The 18,287-nt window shown below is 46.1% G+C and carries 14 protein-coding genes; 9 read left to right on the forward strand and 5 right to left on the reverse strand.

Features of this window, described 5'->3' with window-relative positions; translation table 11 throughout:
- Nucleotides 1-135 precede the first annotated feature (135 nt).
- From MHI38_RS26735 to MHI38_RS26755, 5 genes are all read left to right on the forward strand, one after another.
- A complete protein-coding gene (locus tag MHI38_RS26735) occupies nucleotides 136-1,203 on the forward strand; it encodes an FUSC family protein (RefSeq protein ID WP_090924416.1) in 1,068 nt (355 codons plus the stop codon).
- A gap of 177 nt (nucleotides 1,204-1,380) precedes the next feature.
- Nucleotides 1,381-1,812 (forward strand): pyridoxamine 5'-phosphate oxidase family protein, encoded by a 432-nt coding sequence (locus tag MHI38_RS26740; protein WP_341181874.1) that lies wholly within the window; start codon nucleotides 1,381-1,383, stop codon nucleotides 1,810-1,812.
- 271 nt (nucleotides 1,813-2,083) lie between these two features.
- A complete protein-coding gene (gene helD, locus MHI38_RS26745; protein ID WP_154886464.1) occupies nucleotides 2,084-4,459 on the forward strand; it encodes an RNA polymerase recycling motor HelD in 2,376 nt (791 codons plus the stop codon).
- 387 nt (nucleotides 4,460-4,846) lie between these two features.
- A complete protein-coding gene (locus MHI38_RS26750) occupies nucleotides 4,847-6,649 on the forward strand; it encodes an adenine deaminase (protein ID WP_154887401.1) in 1,803 nt (600 codons plus the stop codon).
- A gap of 413 nt (nucleotides 6,650-7,062) precedes the next feature.
- Nucleotides 7,063-7,992 carry a hypothetical protein gene (locus tag MHI38_RS26755; RefSeq protein ID WP_154886462.1) on the forward strand — a complete coding sequence of 310 codons (930 nt, stop codon included), beginning with the start codon at nucleotides 7,063-7,065 and terminating at the stop codon, nucleotides 7,990-7,992.
- A gap of 143 nt (nucleotides 7,993-8,135) precedes the next feature.
- On the opposite strand, the gene MHI38_RS26760 is transcribed toward MHI38_RS26755, so the two are convergent.
- On the reverse strand, nucleotides 8,136-9,068 hold the full coding sequence (locus MHI38_RS26760; protein WP_341181875.1) for an AraC family transcriptional regulator: 933 nt from the start codon (nucleotides 9,066-9,068) through the stop codon (nucleotides 8,136-8,138).
- Between the two features lie 172 nt (nucleotides 9,069-9,240).
- Here MHI38_RS26760 and yicI point away from each other — a divergent pair, with 172 nt between their 5' ends.
- The 3 genes from yicI to MHI38_RS26775 all read left to right on the forward strand — a co-directional run bounded on the left by yicI (nucleotide 9,241) and on the right by MHI38_RS26775 (nucleotide 14,228).
- Entirely contained in the window at nucleotides 9,241-11,559 is a 2,319-nt protein-coding gene (gene yicI / locus MHI38_RS26765) for an alpha-xylosidase (protein WP_154886460.1), read from the forward strand.
- 117 nt (nucleotides 11,560-11,676) lie between these two features.
- Nucleotides 11,677-12,753 carry a phosphotransferase family protein gene (locus tag MHI38_RS26770; protein ID WP_186809555.1) on the forward strand — a complete coding sequence of 359 codons (1,077 nt, stop codon included), beginning with the start codon at nucleotides 11,677-11,679 and terminating at the stop codon, nucleotides 12,751-12,753.
- A gap of 95 nt (nucleotides 12,754-12,848) precedes the next feature.
- Nucleotides 12,849-14,228 carry an MFS transporter gene (locus MHI38_RS26775; RefSeq protein ID WP_308722053.1) on the forward strand — a complete coding sequence of 460 codons (1,380 nt, stop codon included), beginning with the start codon at nucleotides 12,849-12,851 and terminating at the stop codon, nucleotides 14,226-14,228.
- 209 nt (nucleotides 14,229-14,437) lie between these two features.
- On the opposite strand, the gene MHI38_RS26780 is transcribed toward MHI38_RS26775, so the two are convergent.
- Nucleotides 14,438-15,784, reverse strand: coding sequence for an MFS transporter (locus MHI38_RS26780; RefSeq protein WP_308722052.1), 1,347 nt, complete (start codon nucleotides 15,782-15,784; stop codon nucleotides 14,438-14,440).
- 29 nt (nucleotides 15,785-15,813) lie between these two features.
- Entirely contained in the window at nucleotides 15,814-16,236 is a 423-nt protein-coding gene (locus MHI38_RS26785; RefSeq protein WP_090924425.1) for a MarR family winged helix-turn-helix transcriptional regulator, read from the reverse strand.
- Nucleotides 16,237-16,446: 210 nt separating this feature from the next.
- Between MHI38_RS26785 and MHI38_RS26790 the strand changes: the two genes are divergently transcribed.
- Nucleotides 16,447-16,920: an RbsD/FucU family protein gene (locus MHI38_RS26790; protein WP_154886452.1), complete on the forward strand. Its 474-nt coding sequence runs from the start codon at nucleotides 16,447-16,449 to the stop codon at nucleotides 16,918-16,920.
- A gap of 13 nt (nucleotides 16,921-16,933) precedes the next feature.
- Here MHI38_RS26790 and MHI38_RS26795 read toward each other — a convergent pair whose 3' ends face one another.
- Together MHI38_RS26795 and MHI38_RS26800 are read right to left on the reverse strand one after the other, a co-directional pair.
- A complete protein-coding gene (locus MHI38_RS26795) occupies nucleotides 16,934-18,052 on the reverse strand; it encodes a GerAB/ArcD/ProY family transporter (RefSeq protein WP_154886450.1) in 1,119 nt (372 codons plus the stop codon).
- Nucleotides 18,053-18,069: 17 nt separating this feature from the next.
- Nucleotides 18,070-18,276, reverse strand: a complete 207-nt coding sequence (locus MHI38_RS26800) for a hypothetical protein (RefSeq protein ID WP_090924428.1) — start codon at nucleotides 18,274-18,276, stop codon at nucleotides 18,070-18,072.
- Nucleotides 18,277-18,287 lie beyond the last annotated feature (11 nt).

Raw genomic sequence — 18,287 nt, forward strand, 5'->3', positions numbered from 1 at the left:
CAAAGCCATAAGCTCTCATGGTACAATAAATCGTTCTCCTGAACTCATTCGGGCAAAATAAGAAATATGGGGTAATAATGAACATGATCATCATCAAACGTAAACGAACAGGTCGGGAAAGAGGAGGGAGATGCCATGTCATTTGGAGCACGTGTACTTAAGACAGGTATAGCGGTCACGCTGGCTTTATATCTGAGCAGTTTGTTCTTGAACCCGCAATCTCCTGTGCCTGCCGCGATCGCAGCGATATTTGCCATGCAACCTTCCATCTATCGTTCATGGAAATATTTCCTTGATCAGTTGCAGACGACCACGCTGGGCGCAATTGTAGCGCTACTGGGTGGGATGGTGCTGTCCAACGAGCCCATTGCCGTGGGCTTGATTATTGTGCTGGTTATTATGATCTGTCTTAAATTAAATATGGGTGAAACGGTTGGGCTAACACTGGTCACGGTGGTATCGATTATGGAAGCTTCAGGAGATTGGCACTTTGCGCTGAATCGCTTCTTGTTAACCCTCGTGGGCATTATATCCGCCTTCCTGATTAATATCTCGGTGTTTCCTCCTAAACCGAAGGTGCAGTTTGTGAAGCAGATTCAGAGTGTGTTTAATGGGATGTCACTGCTACTTCGTACATCGATCTCCGATGAGATCAAAGAGGTTGTTTTTCGGGAAGAGAAAAGTAATCTAGGCGGATCGATCAAGTCTTTATCTGACAAGTATCATTTGTTTGAAGAAGAGCAGAAGAAGATGAAACGTGCCAAATTCAGTGAAACCCGTCAGATGGTTGTATATAAACAAATGCTGTTAAGTTTGCAAAAAGGATATGATGTACTGGATTCGGTAGAACGCCATTACTTTCAGGCACAGCGAACACCGGAAATGGATTTGTTTTTTGATACTCATCTCGAACGGGTTATTAAATTTCATGAGCATGCCTTGCTCAAATTTGAAGACAAACTCAAACCAAATGGCGAAGAGGCCGCACTGTTTGTAACCGAGAATGATCATTTCATGGAACAGGCCATTACCCAGTTTGATGTCGATAAGGACGGCATGTTAAGGTTATCTATTGTGGCTGCAGCGATATACGATTACGGATATCAGCTGGAGCGGTTGAATCGACTTGCGGACCATGTGCGCACTTCAAGTGAAGATAAAGAGTCGCATGACCACATGCTAAACTGGCTGAAATGGCCTTAGATGGCAAAATAAGATACAATATAGGCAATATAAAGCCCGGACAGTAGCGTCCGGGTTGTTTGTTCTATCGGTGAATGCAAGTGACCTGAATCGCTGAAAATCGATAGGAATCAATGGTAACCATTATGAATGAACTGAGGGGTAGAAATGGAGATCAGGCAGTTGGATGGAGAACTCTTGGAATGGTTAGGCGGAAGCGATCTGGAGAGCAAACAGCATGAAGCGATACAGTTATTAACCGTCACTGGTGGACAATGGCCTCATCTGGCGATGATCAGCATGGGAGAAGTTATCGCTATAAGCCCTGATTGCCTTCGGTTGGCGCTCTGGCAAGGGACACAAACGAGTATGAATATGATGGAAACGGGTAAGGCTACGTTAATTGCAGTGCATGGTCAGCGTATATTGCATATTCGGCTTGAAGTCCGTTTACTTCCTGAACTCGGGGACACGATTCACCCGCGAGATCGGTATGAGTGTAACATCCTTCATATTCGGATCGATCAGGCACCATATGCAGAAATTACGTCTGGTATTACGTTTCAATTAAAAGATCAAACGGGGGCATTAGCACGCTGGAATGCAACCATTGAGGACTTGAGGAAGTAGAGGGACGGGCACATGTGGGTAATACTGTGTGACGCGGTAAAGCTCCTAGATCAATGAACAAAGCGACAAGACCACAAGCAAAAATAACAAATAACGTCTCCGCTTGCATCGGGACGTTGTCACTGGTACAATATAAAATGGTTTTCAGAAAATTAGAATTAATTAACATAAAGTTAAAATGTTTACTTTCTAATAATTATACCATTGCCTTTTCGGGCTTGTCAAATGGATATTCGAAGACACAATCCGGGGAAAGAGAGGCGCATAACATATGAGTAATGAGCAACAGTGGAACCAGGAACAGGAGCGGGTGAATACCGTAACTGATCAGATTGAGCGCAAAATCGCTACATTGGAAGAAGAGGTAGGCTCCTTCCGTGACGAAGTGGTGGGGATGCGTAAGGATTTCTGGGATGAAGTCACAATGAACTTTAGTGAAGCCGATGATGTCGGGGAGACGTCAACGAGTATGCGGCAACAATCGCAGGTTTTGTCCGATCGTGAACGAAGTCATCTGAATACAGCTGCGGCTTTGGATAAAATGAAACGACTGCATCATTCACCTTATTTCGGACGAATTGATTTCAAGGAGGATGGATATCCGGAATCGGAACGTATCTATCTGGGCATTGCATCCCTGCTGGACGAGAAAGAGGAGTCCTTCCTGATCTACGACTGGCGTGCACCGATCTCCAACCTGTATTATGATGGTGCGCCTGGACCGATCTCTTACCGTACCCCAAGCGGCGAGATTAGTGGAGAGATAGAAATGAAACGTCAATTCGTCATTCGGGATGGGCGTATCCGTTTCATGTTTGATACAGGGGTAACGATCGGAGATCAGTTGCTTCAGGCTGTGCTGAGCCGAACGTCTGATGCACAGATGAAGAGCATTGTGGCAACGATCCAGAAGGAACAGAACCGGATCATTCGTAATGACCGGACGCGTATGCTGATTGTTCAGGGCGCAGCAGGAAGTGGCAAAACCTCTGCCGCTCTCCAGCGAGTCGCTTATCTTCTCTATAAATACCGCGAGCATTTGCAAGCAGATCAGATGGTTCTTTTTTCACCGAACCCGATGTTTAACAGTTATGTATCTACGGTACTTCCAGAGCTTGGGGAAGAGAATATGTTGCAGACGACGTTTCAGGAGTATCTGGAACGCCGTTTGGGACGGGAATATCAGCTTGAAGACCCATTCATCCAGCTGGAATATGTGCTGACAGGAACGGAGGAGCCTGCTTACGATGCACGAATGTCTAGCATACGATTCAAGTCCTCTGCATCATTTTTGAAAGTCATTACACGTTATAAAGAAAGCATGTTAACCGGAGGCATGAAATTCAAGCCAGTTCGTTTTCAGGGTAAGGCGATTGTCGATGCGGAAGCGATGGCAGCGAAATTTTACAGCTTCGGTTCGTCTGTCAAACTTGTTAGCCGCCTGGAACTATTACGCGATTGGTTGCTTAAGGAACTTTCGACGTTTGGTAAAGGTGAACTAGGTGCACCGTGGGTTGATCAGCAGCTTGATCTAATGGAAGCGGAAGATTTGCAGCGCGCTTACCAACGCTTGAAACGTAAACAAAAGGGGAAATCACATACGTTTGATGATTTTCAGCAAGAAAGAGAGATTCTGGCGAGAATGGTGGTCAGTGACCGACTGAAGCCTTTGCGTAAATGGATCAAATCACTACGTTTTGTGGATGTCCGTCAGTTGTATGCAAACCTGTTCGAGGATCAGGCGCAGATGGTTCGTCTGCTTGACAGGGAACCTTTGCCTGTCCACTGGGAAGAAATCTCGACCATGACGTTACGCAGATTAAAGATCCAGGAGTTGGCTTATGAGGACATTACGCCGTACCTGTATTTGCGCGAACTGTTGCTAGGATTCCATATTAATTCGAACATCCGCCATGTCATTATTGATGAAGCTCAGGATTATTCTGCCTTTCAGCTCGCATTTATGAAAAGACTCTTTCCACACGCGAAAATTACGGCTCTGGGTGATTTTAACCAGGCTATTTATGCCCATTCATCCGTACTCAGCGGCACTGGACCATTAAGTGACTTATACGGGCCAGAGAACACGGAGGTCATTGTGCTGACACGCAGTTACCGCTCTACGATGGAGATAGTGGAATTTACACGCGGCATGGTTCCTGGTGGGGAGGAGATCATCCCGTTTAACCGAAATGGAGAGAAACCTAAAGTCATCGTGACTTCTGATCCCAAGCAGCATGTGCAGCAAATTACGGCAGATCTTCATCATCTGATGCAGGAGGGGTATGAATCCGTAGCGGTCATCTGCAAGACGGCAGAAGAGAGCCAGGAAGTTCACAACCTACTAAGTCAAAAGCTGAATACTGCCCCTAAGCTGATCAAAAAAACAACGCTGGCTTTTGAACAGGGCGTTCATGTGATTCCTGCTTATTTGGCGAAAGGTGTGGAGTTTGACGCAGTCTTAATCTATAATGGCTCCGCTGATGCCTATTCCCGTGAGCAGGAACGTAAGCTATTCTATACCGCCTGTACCCGGGCAATGCATTTACTGCATGTATACTCTTTAGGAAAACCAAGTCCATTTATCACCTCACAGTCAGAAGAGTGGTACGAGATGAAAGATATTCCTGCAACTCGTGTGGAGTAAAAAGAGCACTAATCTCCGAGCGATATGTTGGGGTGAATACTCTTGCAAGATGAGGTCAGCCAGACATGTTCTGGTTGGCCTTTTTTTGTGTATGCTATGAAGAGAAAGTTGCTAACAATAGTGACATGAGCAGACATATCTTAGTTGTTATTGATAAATAAGGTGAATCTCCTTGTGCATGTATTCAATAGATGTAATTTTTCTTTACACACGAAGCTCAGGCTCATATAATCGTAACAATCTATTTTTTGGAGCGTTGCATGATGATGGGGAAAAAAATTCATTGTATGAGTAACAAATACTTAAATTTTAAGAGCAGGCAACGGAACAGGGAATCTAACGAAGGAGGCAGGTAATTTGAAAACAACAGCTTTTGAGCGGCCGCTGATGGCCGATTGTGTACCGGATCTGGTCGCTACAGCCCGAGGAGATAAGAAGGCAACTTTGGTGATTCGGGGCGGTACTCTGGTTAACGTGATATCAGGGGAAATCTTGCCGGATATGTCTGTCGCTGTGCAAGGGGCACGAATTGCGTATGTTGGCAGAGATGTAAGCCATACGATCGGAGAACATACCCGCATTATTGAGGCAGATGGAAAGTATATTGCTCCGGGACTATTAGACGGTCATTGCCATATTGAGAGCACACAGATGAAAGTATCGGAGTTTGCAAGAGCTGTACTGCCTTCCGGTACGACAGGTGGATTCTTTGATCCACATGAAATTTCCAATGTGCTTGGGCTTAAAGGACTGCGGCTCATGCTGGATGAAGCACGTACCACACCGATGGCAGCCTATATGCAAGTAGCTTCATGTGTACCTTCAACTCATCCAGGGCTGGAGACTACAGGAGCTTATATTGGGCCGGAAGAGGTAGCAGAGGCACTATCATGGGGACCGGACATGATCGGCCTTGGTGAAGTGATGAACTTCCCGGGAGTGGTGTACGGGGATGAGACCATGATTGGGGAGATTCAGGCGACTCTGCGCGCTGGCAAAGTGGCTGATGGACATTTTACTTGGGCCTCGGACGACTGGCGTCTGCCTGCTTATGCGGCGAGCGGTGTGACAGGAGATCATGAGTGTGTTACGAAAGAAGATGTAGTGGAGCGCTTGCGGCTGGGGATGTATGCGAAGATGCGGCAGGGTTCTGCATGGCATGATGTCGCGGAGACGATTAAAGCATGTACGGAGCTTGGACTCGATACTCGGCGAATGATGCTGGTAACGGATGATCGCAGCTCGGAATCTTTGCTGAAAGAGGGTCATATGGACTTTGTCGTTCGACTTGCCATTTCTCAGGGCGTGAAGCCGGTAACAGCATTCCAGATGGCTACGATTAATACGGCAGAACGTTTTGGTGTGGCGCGTGATATCGGAGCGGTGATTCCGGGTAACATTGCCGATATTATTTTGTTAGATGGACGCCTTGCGGATGTACGTGTAGGCACAACGATTGCTGCAGGGCAAGTCGTAGCCGAGAACGGTAAAATGACAGCTGTGTGGGACACGTTCACTTATCCTGAGGAAGCGCTCAATACGGTGAAGCTGGAAGCAAACATCCAGCCGCAGGATCTGGAACTGTCTGCACCTGTTGTGGAGGGAACTATAGGCGCACGCATCATCCATGTGACGGAAAATCATGTGGAAACGAAGGAGAAGCATGTGCAAGTGAATGTGCAAGGCGGCAAGGTGGTTCTGCCTGCTGCTGGTGAGGTATGCAAAATTGCCGTGCTGGAACGCCATAAACAAACGGGAAATCGCGCAGTGGCATTGGTCGGCGGGATCGGGTTCACTTCGCCAGCAGCTATAGCCATGACGGTAGCCCATGACAGCCACAATCTGTTAATCATCGGAAACGATGATGCACTTATGGCAGAGGCCGGTAATCGTGTCATTCGTATGCAGGGCGGTGTAGCTGTTGTAACAGATTCGGGTGTAACCGAGTTTCCTCTTCGGATCGCGGGACTGATGTCGGTGGAACCTTTCGAGGTGGTAGCGGAACAATCGGCAGCAATCAGTGAAGCACTGCAATCGGCTGGATGTACGTTGAACAATGCGTTTATGACCTTATCGCTGCTCGCGCTGGTGGTTATTCCTGAACTGCGTTTGTCTGACATCGGACTGGTACGCATCTCTGCAGAGGGCATTGAACGGGTCTCTTTGTTTGATGAAACGAATGTGGATTAAGCAGATAAAGCAAAGGTAAAGCATCAAATGAGAGTATATCGAGTAATAAATATCGATGTTTCATTGCAAGCCTCGCCGCCTTCGGGCGGTTTTTTGTTTTGGAGAAGAAAACGCTTCCTGGGTCTACAGAATCGAAGTATTAAAAGGAAATATAGACTGAAGTCGTAATTGAAATTCTGATTTTTTACATATAACATTAAATTTTGTGACTTTTGGACTATATATTCAGAACTGTGAATTCCCGAAATAAGTTATATGATTCTTTCGTCGTGAGTCTTAAAGTTGATGTTGCGTATAAAAGCAGTTTGAATTCATCGTACTTCCGTAATCGTGCGAAAAATGAATCTTAAACGACATCCTTTTACCCGGATTTATACGTAAGAGCTGCCATAACTTCAAGGGAGTGTACAAATATGAAAATCAAAAAAGAATTTCGTTTTATTTTGCTTATGAGTTGTCTGGTACTGTGTTTAAGCACAGCCTGTTCTACCCGAGTGGATGCGGTAGGTTCGGTAGAACCTGTGGATAGTTATGCCACAATACATGGCAAGCTGGATCGGCCAGTGCGGGGGACGTGGGTGTGGGATACGACTCAAATTAGAAATAATGCGCAGGATATTTTAAGTTTTGCGAAGGCCAACAACATTAATACGATCTATCTGCAGATGAACCGGGACATTAAAATCCCTGAATATAAGAACTTTATCCGTCTTGCACGGGCTCAAAATATCGCTGTGGATATCATGGACGGACGTTCCGCTTGGGGACTGACTGAAAGCAGGGAACAGATAGCTTCCTTTATGGACTGGATTGAAGCTTATCAAGCACAGGCACTGGCTAACGAGAAATTTGCAGGGATTCATCTGGACATTGAACCTCATGTGCATCCGCAGTGGAAGATCAATCAAGCCAGCGTCATTACGCAGTGGCAGGGAAATGTGAATTATATTATAGACCGTGCTGCGCGTATGAAAATGCCTGTGGCCGCTGATCTGCCGTTCTGGCTGGACAATTACAAAATTCCGGGTTCAACGATGGCGGTAAGCAGCTGGATGATCCGCAAATTTGATTCCATTACGATTATGGCTTATCGGGATACAGCTGCTGCTATCTACAATGTGGCAAAGGATGAACTTATCGATGCGGCTTCTGTAGGTAAGAAAATATCGATTGCGGTGGAAACGAAGCAAAGCAAGGAAGGCGACTTCATTACCTTTTACGAAGAGGGAGACGCCTACATGGAAGAACAGTTGAAGCTGGTAGAGAAAATGGCGAGTGTCCACACTTCCTTTAATGGTTTTTCTGTACATGAGTATTCTTCATGGAAGACGTTAAGAAAGTAGAGCAACCCACCAAACCATAGAGGTTAACGTAAATAAAAGGTGCTTGCAGCTTACGTGCTGAAGGCACCTTTTTGTTGACCTTGTAAACATATATTCTATCAAAAACTCATCAATGGTAACCGTCGATGTGATTCATTCCTTTTTTAAACCAGCAAAGTCTCTGTAAACGTAACAGGCACCAGTGTCATATTTTCGGAAAATATTTTACGATACTGAGACGGTGTTGTGTTCTTGTGTTTCTTAAAGGTAGTAATGAAATAACTCAAATGCTCAAATCCAACATCCATAGCGATATCAACAATCTTATGATCCGTATTCTCCAGCTGTGCGCAGGCCTGCTGAACCCGATAATAATTGATGTAATCGACAGGGCTCTTCTGCACCAACTTTTTGAAAAAACGACAGAAATGTCCCTCGCTCATATTGGCTTCATCCGCCAGGTCTTTCAGCTTCAGCGGTTCAGGATAATGCTTATGAATGTAACTGAGCACTAATTTTAGACGCTCCATCTTATCCGGTGTGCCCCCGTTAACTGCGCTTTTGAGCGGAAGCACCTTCCGCTGTTCAAACATGCGAGCAAGCATGAGATAGAGATAGGCTTTCGTGGATATCTCACAGGTGTCTGTCCCGCTCGCGTGATCTGCGAAGATGCGTTTCAGATAGGCCAGAACTTCTGAACCCCAAGCTTCATCAGCTGTGATGTGATAGGGGAGCTGTATACTTTTTCGCAAAATAGGTCCAATAAACTTCTCCTGCACCGCATCAAACGTATGACTACCGAGCAGATCCGAATGAAACACAATGGAAGAAAATATACAAGGCTCATCGCCCATTAGATATCCTGCATGAATCTCACCTCGATGAATAAAAACAGCCTCTCCGGCCTTCACCTCAACCCGGTTCATGTCAATTTGAAACACAGCAGAGCCTTGCGTCACCATCGTAAACTCCATCTCATCATGCCAATGGCAATCGAGAATGCTGTCCCCATTTAATTGCTGAATATCGGGGTACACACTGACCGGATACATGGCATTGCCGTGGATTCGATCTTCCCGTAAATGCTCGCGTTCCATCATGAAACCTCCTTATGCATATAAATAGATGTAATCGTTTGCAAATTATTATAGGAATTCGTCAGAATTACGTTTGAAATATCAAAATACTGATATAAATGATCAAAATCCAAGAAGAAAATCGTCATTAATATCAATATCATTATAGTATAACTGAAGGAGGTAATCCAAGATGAAATTTACCGATGGCTACTGGCAGATCCGTGATGGATATCATGTTCAAAATCCGGCGGATATTCGAGATATTGTACAAAAGGGTGATTCCTTTACTGTATATGCAGCAACGAAACGCATTGAGCGCAAAGGCGATACACTGAACGGAACGTTGCTCAAAGCAACCTACAGCTCCCCGATGCCTGATGTTATTCGTGTGCAATTGAACCACCATAAGGGCAAAGTTAATCCAGGTCCCGAGTTTGCACTGAACACGCTGAATACCGATGTGCAAATTGCCCAGGATGAGAACGGTGCAGAGCTGAAAAGCGGAAATCTTCGTGTAACCGTGAACAAAACAAAAGGCTGGGATATCGGCTTCCATTATAATGAAAAACGCCTGACAGGAAGCGGCTGGAGAGGCCCGGCGTACATTGAGTCAGCATCAGAAGGTACGTTCTTCCGGGAACAACTGGAGCTGGGTGTGGGCGAGTATGTCTATGGCCTTGGTGAACGATTCACCCCGTTTGTGAAAAATGGCCAGGTTGTGGATATCTGGAATGAGGATGGCGGTACAAGCAGTGAACAGGCGTACAAGAACATTCCGTTTTATCTGTCGAACAAAGGATACGGTGTATTCGTCAATCATCCTGAGAAGGTATCCTACGAGATCGCTTCCGAGAATGTATCGAAAGTGCAGTTCAGTGTTCAGGGTGAGACGCTGGAATATTTCATTATCGGCGGTGCTAATCCGAAAGAGGTGCTGGATAACTACACTAAGCTCACAGGTAAACCGGCTCTGCCGCCGGCATGGACATTTGGTTTGTGGCTAACAACATCGTTTACGACAGATTATGATGAAGCGACCGTTAATCATTTTGTTGATGGCATGGCTGATCGTGATCTGCCACTATCCGTATTCCACTTCGACTGCTTCTGGATGAAGGAATATCAATGGTGTGATTTTGAATGGGACAAAGATATGTTCCCTGATCCGGAAGGCATGTTGAGACGGTTGAAGGACAAGGGACTCAAAATCTGTGCGTGGATTAACCCGTATATTGCCGAGAAATCCATTCTGTTCGATGAAGGTATGGAAAAAGGTTATCTTGTCAAGACAGCCGATGGCAGTGTATGGCAGTGGGATAAATGGCAGGCGGGCATGGGGCTGGTGGACTTCACGAACCCAGAGGCAACTGCATGGTACAAAGACAAGCTGAAAGGTTTGATTGACCAGGGCGTGGACTGCTTCAAGACCGACTTTGGCGAAAGAATTCCGACCGATGTTGTGTATTATGACGGTTCCGATCCGGTGAAAATGCACAACTATTATACCTTCTTATACAACAAAGCGGTATTTGATGTACTTGAAGAAAACCTGGGTAAAAACGAAGCCGCTCTGTTTGCCCGCTCAGCAACCGTAGGTGGTCAACAATTCCCCGTACACTGGGGTGGCGATTGCTCGTCCAACTATTCGTCCATGGCAGAATCACTGCGCGGTGGATTGTCGCTCGGTCTTTCCGGGTTTGGCTTCTGGAGCCATGACATTAGCGGTTTTGAAGCGACAGCCGAGCCTGATGTATACAAACGTTGGGTACAGTTCGGGTTACTCTCTTCACACAGCCGCCTGCACGGTAACGAATCGTATCGTGTGCCTTGGTTGTTCGATGAAGAGGCTGTCGATGTTGTGCGTGACTTTACGAAGCTGAAGCTTAGTCTGATGCCGTACCTGTTTAATTCCGCGGTAGAGTCCTCTGTGCAAGGATTGCCAATGATGCGGGCGATGGTGCTGGAATATCCAGATGATCCGACTTGTGCGACACTTGACTTACAGTACATGTTCGGAGATTCTATCCTGGTTGCACCGATCTTCAACAAAGAAGGTAACGTTCGTTATTACCTGCCAGAAGGTACATGGACCAATTATCTGACAGGGGTAAAAGTTCAAGGTGGGCGCTGGATCAGTGAAAATCATGACTTCAAAACACTGCCAATGATGATCAGACCGAACAGTTTGATCGCGGTAGGTGCGATAGACAGCAAGCCGGATTACGATTTTGCGGACAACGTATCATTGCATTTGTTTGAACTTGCCGACGGGCAGACAGCGCAAGCGGTTGTTGTAAATCAAAGTGCTGAGTGTGAGTTGCAAGTGACCGCCACACGTAACGGTTCGAAGCTGGAAGTTCGTGCTGAAGGTGCAGGCAAGCCATGGAAAATCGTGCTTCGGGGCATTGATTCCGTATCCAACGTGGATGGCGGATCACAAGAAGCTGGCGAGCAAGGCATCATCGTAACGGTATCAGCAGGTGCAAGCAAACTTACAATTGAGCTGTAACATGTTAGAATAGACCATAAAGGGACGGTGCCTGAAGGCGCCGTCTGTTCGTTTATTTATACGAAATAAATGCATAGTTCCTTCAAGGAGAGAACGGAAAGAGGGAGGCAATACAATATGGCACACCAACACTCAGATAACCAACAGCATGCAAATCAGAACCAACACCAACATTCGGGCTTACATAGCCCAATATCAGCAGAAGTTTTGCATGCACTGGTACATCGACATTTTGGAGATCACGTTGTCGTAAAACAGTACGGACTGCTGCAGGGTGGTCTGTTTAACACGACGTATCGCATCCAACTGGAGCATACGGCGATTACGGACGTCATTTTGCGCCTTGCACCGGAGGGTGTACAACCACTGCAACTGACGAACGAAAATCGTAAGCCGATAACCGAGTGTGATCCTTTATTTTCATTTGAACGCACAATGATGGCCTCGGAACCTGTCGTCTATGAGCATTACCGTAAGGCAGGTATTCCTGCACCGGAAGTACTGGCTTGTGATGACAGCGCTCAGGATGTTCCGCGAACCTATATGTTTATGGCGTTTATCCCAAGCGTGCAGCTTGATCATGCGTCTATCGAAGAGAAAGATAAAAATCATTTGTATACCCAATTAGGCATGTACACAGCCACCATGCATCGGATCGAAGGAGCATTATTCGGTTGGCCTCAGGCGGATGGCACGATTCGTGGATCGGATCACTGGTCTGAGGTCTTGATAGCTATCGCAGATGAAACAAGCAAAAAAGCGGCCCTAGTAGGGTTTATGCCTGGCATAGGCGAAAAGATTACGGCAATCTTCAAGCAAAATAAAGCTCTTTTTGATCAAATTAAACAACCTGTGCTTGTCCATAATGACCTATGGGCAGCAAATGTGCTCGTGCACGGTAAACAAGGGGGAATGAGCATTGCCGCTGTTATTGACGGAGATCGCTCGATGTTCGCCGATCGGGAATACGAGGCCATCCTCAACACGGATTCTGCCGCATTTCACGCAGGTTACGGCCGTTCCCTTGAATCCTCACCAGAAGGGCAAGCACGCCGGCTTGCGTATCGTCTATTGTCCTCATACTTTAACGCCTACGTTCATCAGCATCAGGTAGACCAACCGGAAGATGGCCGAATATTTGAGGAGCGTACGTTGGATTTGTTGGAAAAGTGGAAGATCGAACAATTCCGCTAATGGAACCTATCCATTTTGACATATGCTGAATAATCGCCCCCGGATTAACCAACAATAACGCTGTTGTGTGTAGAATCTGCGAAGGTGGTTAGGGTATGTCTGATAAAAAGTGGGACCTTGTCGCACTTGCTTCCATCCCTGTTATTATGACACTGGGGAACTCCATGCTTATACCGATTTTGCCACAGATTGAACGGGAATTGAAGGTATCTTCATTCAAGGTCAGTATGCTAATAACGGTATATGCTGTAGTGGCCATCTTGCTCATTCCATTGGCAGGATATTTATCGGATCGATTCGGCAGGAAAGCCGTGATTATTCCCAGTCTTGTCATTGCAGCAGCCGGAGGTGCTGTGGCCGGGATTGCCGCATGGTTCATGAGCGGTAATATCGCCTATTGGACGATTCTTGGGGGAAGGTTTTTGCAGGGAGTGGGTGCAGCAGGCGCATTTCCGATTGTCATCCCTCTTGTTGGAGATATGTTCAAGAATGAAGATGAGGTTAGCAAAAGTCTGGGTATTATTGAAACTTCAAACACCTTTGGCAAAGTGCTTAGTCCGATTCTAGGTGCTGCGCTGGCGGTGTGGTTGTGGTATTCGCCGTTTTTAGCGATTCCAGTACTATGCCTCATTTCACTTGTGCTCGTAGTATTTTTGGTGAAAACACCGAAGAGGAAGGAAAAACCGCCTACATTTTCGGAATTTGTTGCTTCTATCCGTGACGTTCTCAAAGTAAAGGGACGCTGGTTGTACGCTTTGTTTGCGATCGGTGGAATTTGTATGTTTCTTATTTTTGGCGTCCTATATTATCTTTCTGAGACGCTGGAGAGTGAGTTTGCGCTCAAAGGTGTAGTCAAAGGACTGGTTTTGGCCATCCCTTTGGCTTCGTTATGTCTGGCTTCGTTTTTCGCAGGCAAGTGGATTGGTAAAAATAAATCACGCATGAAATGGCTCGGTTTTGCCGGACTAGCCTTGGTAACGGTATCGCTGGGGATCATCGGCATGTTCGATAATATTTACGTTGTGGTGGGATTGTTCACCCTAGGGAGTGCGGGTATTGGTGCTGCACTGCCATGCCTCGACACGTTGATTACAGAAGGTGTAGACAAAAAGCAACGTGGTACCATTACAGCCCTGTTCAGCAGCATGCGTTTTATCGGCGTATCGCTCGGTCCACCCATTGTTTCTTTGTTGATCGGTTCTCACCATTTTTTGCTTTTTGGCATTCTGGCTGCGTCAGGTGCTGTCGGAGGTCTGCTCACATTACTGGCGGTTAAACCAGAGAAAAAAGGCGAGCCTACTTCTGGGAGTGATGAGAAGCAAGATGATCAGGAGAAGCAGGACGAAGAAGACAAGCACGGTAATAAAGAGAAGCAAGACGGTCAAGACAAGCTACGCAAAAGGCGTGTGCAAGAAAGTGAAACCGACCAAGGATACAGACCTTCGCCACTGCGCCGCAAAAAAAGTCCTTACTGACGGGTGGATGGAATACTCCCTTACTTTAAAGGGAAACCTGAAAACGCGTTTACGTCTCAGAAAGCAGCGTAGCTGCTTGCCAGATGTAAACGCGTTTTTTGTACTGAATACGTCACAGGTGATATTGTCAGTGTGGATATTTTTATGAACACCCATGTTAAGGTAAGGCCTCAGTAAATACATATTATGAAGGAAAACGTAATTATCTATTAGTTTCTTTTATCAGGTGCTACTTGCACATCACTCGTATCATGTGAAGCAGCGCTATCCGTTGCCGTGATATGTGTATGGGATAACAGCGGATGTGTTTCGATCTGGAAACTGCCACTTCGTTTACCCTGAATCAGATAGATCAGCAGGAACAATGCCATAAATAAAACAGAGTAGCGGTACATTTCCGTATAACTTGTCAAGGAAGCGATAGCGCCAAGCAGAATTGCACCCGTAGCAATACCAAAATCAAGTGTGTTCAAAAACATCCCGTTCGCCATCCCCCTTTGAGCAGGGGCGACGACTTGAATCATCCAGGTCTGTATGGATGATTGCATAGAGCCATATCCAATACCATAGATAAAAGCAGCGACAAACAAGATGGGCATCGTCGTTGCCCAGGAAAGCGTGACAAGTCCAAGTGCGATACATATTGCCCCAGGAATCAATAAAGCTTTAGGACCCTTACTGTCGTAAATTCGACCGGCGAACGGTCTGACGAGTAGAACAGCCAGTGCATTAAACAGGAAAAACAGCGCTGGGTTAGCGAGATGCGCTTCTTTGCCATACAAAACGATAAATCCAACCAATCCGCCGTAGGTAATAGACAGCAAACCGTTCAGCACACTTGGAAGGATCAGTTTTCGGTTAAACGGAGCCTTTTCTTTAGAACTCGGTTTTGCTCCTGAAACAGATGCAACATCGCGAGTAGCTTGCTCTTGATGTGACGATTGCATCGAAATAGCCTGCGTAGTCTTTTTCTTGGCTATTTTTTTACGTGTCAGGCTGTAACTGAGTGGATAGATCACAGCAATCACTCCGGCTGTACTGAGCATAAGGGTGACAAACCCAGCTCCTTGTAGCAAAGTGACACCGATAATCGGCCCCATGGACATCGCCAGACTGGTGGACAATCCAAAGTAACCCATGCCTTCGCCCATTCGTTTGACGGGTACAATATCAGATGCCATGGTTGGAAATGCAGTGCTGCTGAGCCCGAATCCAACCCCAAACACCATGCGGAGCAGAAGCAGAACAGCGATACCCGCAGCAAAATAATAGCCGAGCGTAGCAAGCAGGGCTACAGACAAGCCAATATAGATCATCGCATTACGAAAACCTTTCTCAAGCGCTTTCGCAGAAAAGAGTCGTGCTACGATGGCACTTAATGCAAACAGGCAGGTGAACAGGCTGACTTGAAATGCATTGGCATGGAATCGATCCTGTACATAGGAAGGTAATGGTGAAACGATCATGTGTAGCTGCAGAAATAATAGAAAATTACACAGCATGAGCAAAATAAAATCGGTCGTCCATAATCGGACAGGTGCAGATTGTTCTTTCATGGTGAAACATTCCCCCTGAGTTGTAATAGTTACAGATTGTGATTAATGAGGGAAAGAGTATGTTTAAATGCTTCCATCTGGTCTTCCGGTATACCTTCAGCAAGTTTTTTATTCATTTCTCTTTCAATTGGAACAAGCACATCAATTAATGCTTTGCCATCTTTGGTAGGATACAGCAGATAGGCTCTACGGTCCTGGTCGCTCGTGCGGCGCTCGACCCAGCCTTTTTTCTCCAGTAAATCGATAATCCGTGCGGTGGTGGGCTGGTCTTTGAACACAAACCCTGCCATTTCTTTCTGATTAACGCCTTCCTTACGTACCACATTAAAAAGCACAGAAAATTGCTCTGTGGTAATATCGTAGGGTTTAAATTGTGCCGCTAGAAGGGCAGATGTTTTGCGGTGGGTGAGTCCGAGCATAAATCCGACGGACTGCTCCAAAGAATAATCCATGAATTGATGAACCTCGCTTCCGTAGAAAATGTCTCTAAAATTCATATAGTTGTTATAACAACTATATGTGGAACAAGTAATTTTGTCAAAGGAAATGGTAGTGCCGCAGGAGCGGAGCACATCGATGCAAAACGTTAAAAATCCTGCTAGAATAGGGATGAAACGGCTTCCAAAGTAATAAAAAATTTGTTATGTAAGGAGCGTTTAATAATGCTGAAAAATATTCCTGCGATTCTTCCGCCAGAGTTACTTAAATTGATGTCCGAAATGGGACATGGGGATGAACTTGTGCTAACGGATGCGAACTTCCCTGCTGCCAGTCATGCTGAACGTTTAGTACGTTGTGATGGCATAGGCACTGTGCAGCTATTGGAAGCTATATTACAGCTATTTCCGCTAGACACCTATGTAGAGCGACCAGCCGCTGTCATGCAGGTGGTTAAAGGTGATCCGGTCATTCCGATCATCTGGGAAGATTATCGGCGGTTAATCGAGGAATACGAGGATATGAGCGAAGCACTCGAATACGAGGATCGTTTTGATTTTTATGATCGTGCCGCCAAAGCTTATGTCATTGTGGCAACGGGTGAACGTGCTCAGTATGCAAACCTCATTTTGAAAAAGGGAGTTATTTTCCCTGAACCAGGACATGTTCAAGAGCGGCTGAATTCAGAAACCTATTAAAATCCATATGCGTTTAGGGCGACGGAGCTGGCGAGGCTTTCGTCGTTTTTTTACGTTTGCCTGATCGGAGCCAGTAGACGGCGACGTATACGATGGGCATGGATTCCACAAGCAGGGTGAAAGCCGGTATGGCGTAGGAACGGATTGCAAGCTCGTAGGCAGCTGCATCTCTGGCATATTGCATCACAATGACGGCAGCCGTCCCTGCAATAATAAACGTAAGGGACTTGTGTTGCCGTACACCGCTGATGCTGGATAGACAGACCGAGGAGACGTATAACAGAAAGGAGCTGCGTGTAAACATCGTTGTTGACCAGATGGCGATCAGAACAGGATCAAGGTTGTCCAGAAAATCACCGTATCGTGCAAAACGGACCAATTCCAGTAAAGGATACCTTAGACTCGCTGCCACATAAGGACCGAAATTCATCAGGATAAAGACCCAGAAGAACAGAATAAAGATGACAACAGTGCACCCTGCCCACACCATGCTTGTAAACATGGGACGCCTGAATGCGACAGCAGGAGCAAGGAATAGAAACAGCATCCATTCAGAGAACCACGGCATAGTGGAGATAGAGCCCATAAAAATTTCGGACCAGTCATGATGAGTTGCCATAGCTATCAAGATTTCCGGGTTACCTCCGCCTCCCACAGAGGGCATTAACAAGGATGAGGTGAGAAGCTGAACCAGAAATATGCCCTCAGATATAAAAACGATCGCTACCAGTCCTGAACGTGCTGTCAAACAAATACACAGAAGGGTAATGGAGGACGTTAGCCAGATCGGTGTCTGGGGCAAGTACATCGATTGCAAAAAGATAATGAAGTTCTCCACATCAATGGAGAGCAGATACAGACATAACAGCGCGATTAAACTGGTGAAAAAACGATGTATCATTTTGCCGACCACTTCTTCACCATAGGAGAGCCAAGCTCGGTCAGGGTAGAGCGAGCCCAAACGATACGTGAACATCAGAAGGATCAAACTAATCAGGAACCCACCAATGGTTGAAATCCAGCCTTGATATCCGCTCATTTTGAACAATCGCTGCAGAAGAAAAGCCACAGGCTCGGAGTACAGGTACACAAACATAAAACGGTATGCCTGTCCGGAGGTAAGGTGATTCACGGCTGTTTCCCCTTTCTTTATAACATGAGATGGTCAACCCATCCGAATAACAGCAACAGTACCTGATTGGGATTGGGCCAGGTCGGCCAGATCAATGCCAGTGTGTTCCAAGCGAGGAACAGCGTAAGTACGGCAAAATAGGATCGTTTTATGGATTTTTTACTCGTTTTAACAGCAGGCCAATCCAGTAAATATAGGCCCGCGAAGAGCAAGACAGCAAACACAAGATCAAACC

It is taken from the genome of Paenibacillus sp. FSL K6-1558 (assembly GCF_038002565.1).
In the GTDB taxonomy this organism is placed as follows: Bacteria; Bacillota; Bacilli; order Paenibacillales; family Paenibacillaceae; genus Paenibacillus; species Paenibacillus polysaccharolyticus.

What these genes read in the sequence shown, in the direction of transcription:
- helD (WP_154886464.1), top strand. Translation starts at nt 2,084, where the DNA reads ATGAGTAATGAGCAACAGTGGAACCAGGAACAGGAGCGGGTGAATACC.
- MHI38_RS26770 (WP_186809555.1), top strand. Translation starts at nt 11,677, where the DNA reads ATGGCACACCAACACTCAGATAACCAACAGCATGCAAATCAGAACCAA.
- yicI (WP_154886460.1), top strand. Translation starts at nt 9,241, where the DNA reads ATGAAATTTACCGATGGCTACTGGCAGATCCGTGATGGATATCATGTT.
- MHI38_RS26750 (WP_154887401.1), top strand. Translation starts at nt 4,847, where the DNA reads ATGGCCGATTGTGTACCGGATCTGGTCGCTACAGCCCGAGGAGATAAG.
- MHI38_RS26735 (WP_090924416.1), top strand. Translation starts at nt 136, where the DNA reads ATGTCATTTGGAGCACGTGTACTTAAGACAGGTATAGCGGTCACGCTG.
- MHI38_RS26790 (WP_154886452.1), top strand. Translation starts at nt 16,447, where the DNA reads ATGCTGAAAAATATTCCTGCGATTCTTCCGCCAGAGTTACTTAAATTG.
- MHI38_RS26755 (WP_154886462.1), top strand. Translation starts at nt 7,063, where the DNA reads ATGAAAATCAAAAAAGAATTTCGTTTTATTTTGCTTATGAGTTGTCTG.
- MHI38_RS26785 (WP_090924425.1), bottom strand. Translation starts at nt 16,236, where the DNA reads ATGGATTATTCTTTGGAGCAGTCCGTCGGATTTATGCTCGGACTCACC.
- MHI38_RS26775 (WP_308722053.1), top strand. Translation starts at nt 12,849, where the DNA reads ATGTCTGATAAAAAGTGGGACCTTGTCGCACTTGCTTCCATCCCTGTT.
- MHI38_RS26780 (WP_308722052.1), bottom strand. Translation starts at nt 15,784, where the DNA reads ATGAAAGAACAATCTGCACCTGTCCGATTATGGACGACCGATTTTATT.
- MHI38_RS26760 (WP_341181875.1), bottom strand. Translation starts at nt 9,068, where the DNA reads ATGGAACGCGAGCATTTACGGGAAGATCGAATCCACGGCAATGCCATG.